General features: G+C 41.9%; 5 protein-coding genes. 3 read left to right on the top strand and 2 right to left on the bottom strand.

The window, feature by feature from the left end:
• On the top strand, nucleotides 1–211 hold a 211-nt coding region (locus F6K37_RS32005; RefSeq protein WP_287254621.1), incomplete at its 5' end, for a hypothetical protein.
• 147 nt (nucleotides 212–358) lie between these two features.
• Entirely contained in the window at nucleotides 359–1,246 is an 888-nt protein-coding gene (locus F6K37_RS32000) for a hypothetical protein (protein ID WP_008183335.1), read from the top strand.
• A gap of 328 nt (nucleotides 1,247–1,574) precedes the next feature.
• Here F6K37_RS32000 and F6K37_RS31995 read toward each other — a convergent pair whose 3' ends face one another.
• A complete protein-coding gene (locus F6K37_RS31995; protein WP_131826915.1) occupies nucleotides 1,575–1,775 on the bottom strand; it encodes a hypothetical protein in 201 nt (66 codons plus the stop codon).
• 913 nt (nucleotides 1,776–2,688) lie between these two features.
• Between F6K37_RS31995 and F6K37_RS31990 the strand changes: the two genes are divergently transcribed.
• On the top strand, nucleotides 2,689–3,567 hold the full coding sequence (locus F6K37_RS31990; RefSeq protein WP_075873597.1) for a hypothetical protein: 879 nt from the start codon (nucleotides 2,689–2,691) through the stop codon (nucleotides 3,565–3,567).
• Between the two features lie 354 nt (nucleotides 3,568–3,921).
• On the opposite strand, the gene F6K37_RS31985 is transcribed toward F6K37_RS31990, so the two are convergent.
• Nucleotides 3,922–4,728, bottom strand: a complete 807-nt coding sequence (locus F6K37_RS31985) for a sulfite exporter TauE/SafE family protein (RefSeq protein ID WP_008183340.1) — start codon at nucleotides 4,726–4,728, stop codon at nucleotides 3,922–3,924.
• Nucleotides 4,729–4,938: the final 210 nt, after the last annotated feature.

The raw sequence follows: 4,938 nt of genomic DNA, 5'->3' as shown, positions 1-4,938 counted from the left end.
TAGGAGAAGCAGTCAAGCCAGTAATGCATTTCGTGATGGGAAAACTGTTAAACCTGAAATTCAAAAAGAATTAAACCAGATAGATGATATTGGAGGAATACATCTTAATAATTATTTTGAGTCAATACTGGATGGAGAATACCTCAAAAAATATACTCCTAGTTCAGAGTATAACTATTGCGAAATACCGGAGGATTTAAAAAAATTATAACGTTTAGTACTAGTATGAGTTTGGGGATTTGGACGACAAATTATAGGTAAAACCAAAGGTATAGGCTCCAAATGCTTCACCGGAAAAGAGTAAACTAACCAGACCCTAGTAGACACTACTCTACTTAATCAACTGATGTGATGAGATATGACTGAATTTGAACCAGCAACTACCAAGTCTGAAAACTATATTGAAAAGCCGGAAGATCGTGAAAAGCTTGAAGATTGGTATCGCAGAGAAAAAAGACTTCAAGTCTTAATAATTTTGATATTGTTAGCACTTTTAATAATTTCTAGTTTTGGACAGTTGGCTCTATTAGATTACTCGTTTGGGGAAAGACTTGCTCTGTCAAAGGGTGATAAAATATTTGGAATTGAGACTAAGAATTTACTCAGTTTATTGGTAACAGGTGCTTTACCCATAACCTCCATAGTAGATGGGTCTGGAATTATTAGCAAAAAAATTAAGATACCTTTACCATTAACTAATGGATTATCTATAATTTGGCTGGTGCTCTTAGGAGATATATTTTTGAATTTCCAAGCCGTATTAGTCAGCAACGAATCCGGAGCAGTAGATCAGTTAATACCGGTTATTGCTTTTGTTGTAGCCATAATTTTTTCCACAGCTTCCCTTTGTCTAAGTAGAGGCATAGTAGCCGCTAGCAAAAAATTCATGGCCGCCAGAAAAAATCTTCAAATCCTAATGGTATATGGGATTAACCCTACCCCCTTGTATAAGGATAATGAACAACTTAAGTTAAGAGAAGAGAATCAAGCAGCAACAACAAAGGCTGAACAGGAACGAAAAATAGTTGTAGAAGAAATTAATCAACACCAAGAAGCTTTAGAATTGGTAATCAAACTCGACAAAAATAAACTTAAATATCCCAAAATAGAAGCAAATAAAACCACAAAAAGTATCCAGGCAATTAACCAATTATTGAAAACCAAATTAGAGCGGTTATTTTCCCCTAACCCTAAATGTATTCAAAACAAAAAAAGTATTAATTACGGGGATAAAACTGCCAAATAAAACTATAATAAAAACCGAGTTATTGACGAAAATAAAGTCTTTAAAATAAGCATTAATCTATCAGCATTAAGCGTGGATATGAATCCTAGTATGGTAAGCTGTTAGGCATTAAAAATGCCTAACAGTTTAGCCATTTTTTGATAAACCGCTTGCGACCCATAGACGCGAAGCGCGGCTCCGGTGTGCAGTAGGACGCGAAACCGAAGAGGGTTATATGCTCTGAGGGAACAGGCAAGGGGCAGCCAGAGGTTGGGCAGGTTCTGATATAGCACTACCCATTAAGATGTTTGACATTCCATAACTCCGAAACGTAAGTAATCGCTTACTTTTAGGTGCGACCCGTGGCGAATTTAATTCGCCGAACGCGCCCCGCGTCTCCTACGGAGAACGGAAAGCGCACCTTTGACTTCTGACCCAAGAACCTTGCTGACTTGCGCGTAGCGCTATACCCTTTCTTGAAAAGGGATGCCACATCAGATTGTCCGATGATTGGCTCGGGGTAATCGGTAATCCTACGACCATTACTCATTACCCATTACCAAAAGGGAGGAAAAAAAAGTCTATACTCTGGGATTTGAGCAACCAGACATTCTATATTTAGGGAAATTTGGCGAGAAGCTGCCAGAGGAAGTGAAACAAAAGGCGATGGAGACGAAACAGGCAATTGTTGATCACACAATTCAATTAACACGCGGGAGAATGGCACACGGCTTAAGGTCAAACCTAGATTAGATATGGAATAGTCAAAAACTAGACACCGATGAGCATTTAGCTTATCGACCATGACCTTCTACTTAGGGGAAATGACTTGGTATGGACAGATGTGAGTAGCCCCGATGGAGTGTTGTGAGCGGAGTGTTGTGAGCATTGGGTTACAGAGGCAATCAGAATCGATGCCATCAGCTGCCGTTTTTCCAGAGGAATCTGGCGGGAGTTCCCTATTTTACAGCTTGCAGTTATTGTGTGAGGATGTTAGATCAAATTGGAGTCAAAGGTACTACTCCTACTCCCGTTGCTATGGGAGTTATGTGAAGTACCGACAACTAAATCGAAGATTATGGTTGAGGCTTCTAGTTTCATCCGCTATCCCCTTCTGCGTAGAATCCCCCGTCCTTGACACCAGGGAGAGTTCAAAAAAGAACACACAAGCAGTGTTAATTCGCTTCCTTTCACTTATCAGGAACCCATTGTTAATGTTTAAGGAGTAAAGTATATAAACAATTATGCCCAGTAAACAAGTTTTTGTTCGAGAATACAAAGTAAGAGCCCACAGGCGTACTATCCATACACGGGTTTACAAGTTCATTTGCCACTACTGCAATACCCCTGCAGAGAGGGAGACTTATGCTACCTGTTGTCCCAAGTATGGAAATCGCTGCAAAGGAGTAGCCAGAAAGTGTCTTCGCTATCAACACGCTAACGAATCTGGGGGAAAAAAGTAGATGTCTTATGTTCCATCACAGCCATCGCTACCATCGCAAAGTCAAAACATGTTAGCAGATTTGGTTGATTACTACCGACAAATGGTGGAGTATCATGAACAAGCTGCCACAGTTGCAAGAGAACAGCTTAACCATGCTAAAGCTTTGCTAAATACAAATGCATTAGCTCTACCAGAAAACAACTCCAACAAGTTCCTGCCTCCTGGAAATAGCAACCACAACCAGCAGGAAAAATACTACCTCACCACGCCAGTAGCTGAATTGCCCGCAGACTTCTCCACTGAAACTGAATTAGAGGAGTCAGCATTAGCACTCAAACAACAACTCGATTACCAGGAGCAGAGGATTACAGAAGCCATTGACCGACTCCTGGAAACCCACAGGGGTACGATCTTCCGAGTTGATTACCTGATCAGGGAGCTGTTTGGAGAGTTGGATAAAGACGATATTGCCTCGAAAACTTCTCTGGTCAAATCCATTTTGTTGAAAGGAGAGAGCCAGGGGTTATGGGACTCTATCCCTGACTCTCCAGGTTGCTACACCTTTTCTCTTGAAGATTTTCCCGATTTAGTTGCTACCAATAAACCTCAGAGAAAGCCTGCCAAGAGCAAAGTTCGTCGGCCTTCTCCGCTACCTAAGTTAGAGCAATTAAAGTATATGACCTTATATGAGCTCGTGGCTTCTGTGTTAAGAGAACACTATCCACAGATCATGAGTGCCGCAGATGTTTTGGACGTGCTTTATCCTAATGGTTTGGATCCTAAGAAGAAAAATGTAGCCCGTAAATCCATTAGTAACACCTTAACTAAAGGATGTGAATCTAAAGGCTGGAAACGAGTCCAGCCGGGGCGATATATCTGGGCTGGCGGTTTCACCTAAAGCTGAGTTCCGACACAAACGTTGTTGGTTATTGACAAACTATAACAGGACTTAGGCAGTGACTTTATCTGTAGGGTGCGTTAATAAAGCACCCTACTACATAAGCGCATTTAATGCCCAGTTTTGCGTAAGTCCTGCTCTTGCTAAAGTGATGTCTGATTCTGATATGTATAGCAGAAGTCATTTGTCAGAAGTCATTTGTCAGAAGTCAAACTCTTGCGCTTACAAAGGGTGTGAGACTTTTGTCATGTCCTAACTGCCCTGGCGACTGCTATATTTATAGTTCTATTCCCTTGTCCGAAGTTCCCTATTGCTCACCACTGCGGCGAAGTCTAATTAAATAGATACAGACTTTCAAGCACCGTAACTCTGCCATGCCTGCCAAAAAATATAAATTGATAGGGAAAACAACAGCGTGCGAAATCCATTGCTCACCACTTGGTCTGGTAACTTTGGCAAAAAGCGAGTACTAATTTGCGCTCCCAAAAAGCCTCCTATGCCCAGCAGCAGTCCCTCAATCCATAAGACATTTCCCTGTAAGGCATGTCCTACAGAGGCTGAAACTGCTGTAATCACGATTACCCCTAGACTTGTCTGAATCGCAGTTTTAATCGGTTCTCCTAGGAGCAACATTTGGAGTGGAACCATAATTGTTCCCCCACCAATACCAAATAGACCAGCTAATAAGCCAGCCAAAGCACCTGTCGCTATCCTTGCTACAGTAGCTTTGGTGGAAGAGTTTGAAGAAGGTGTGTTGTTTGGTGCTCTTTGAGATTCCTGTTGCGCTCTAGACTTAAGCTGTTTGCGTAGTTGGATCAAATATATCGTAACCAATAGCAGTATCCCAAAGGCTACCAGTAACAAGTAAGGAGGGAACAGGTCCGCTAGATAGGCACCAATTTGTGCTGTGATTAGAGCCGGAAATCCGATGCCAATTACACTTTTTAGATCAAAGTAGCCCATCCGCCAGTTTTGCACTGTACCAGAGCTAGCCGTAATCACAATCGACAGACTACTGGTAGCCGCCGCTTGAACTGGTTGATATCCTAATGCCACTAACAAGGGGACGAGCACTACACCGCCGCCAATGCCGAGAAATCCGGCAAGAATACCTGCTAATAAACCGGAACCAGCAAAAATCAATAAATGGGTAGGAGTCAAGCCCTTCGCTCCAATTCAAAATTATCAATTCAAAATTAAAAAATACCCCACGAATTAATTCGGGGGCTTGAAACATCGCTATCGGCTTTCGCCGACGCTGCGCGAACGCGACCATTCAAAATTAAAAAATACCATATAAATGAATTCAGGCGCTTGTATCCTTAGGTGCGCTTGACCTTGGCGAATTTAATTCGCCAAGGTCAAGCGCAC

Origin of the sequence: Moorena sp. SIO4E2, from assembly GCF_010671945.1 — a bacterium.
Classification (GTDB): domain Bacteria; phylum Cyanobacteriota; class Cyanobacteriia; order Cyanobacteriales; family Coleofasciculaceae; genus Moorena; species Moorena producens.
This window is presented reverse-complemented; position numbering and strand designations above follow the sequence as displayed.

Bases quoted from the DNA above. Each gene is read 5' to 3' on its own strand.
- F6K37_RS32000 (WP_008183335.1), top strand. From the start codon at position 359: ATGACTGAATTTGAACCAGCAACTACCAAGTCTGAAAACTATATTGAA.
- F6K37_RS31995 (WP_131826915.1), bottom strand. From the start codon at position 1,775: ATGAGTAATGGTCGTAGGATTACCGATTACCCCGAGCCAATCATCGGA.
- F6K37_RS31990 (WP_075873597.1), top strand. From the start codon at position 2,689: ATGTCTTATGTTCCATCACAGCCATCGCTACCATCGCAAAGTCAAAAC.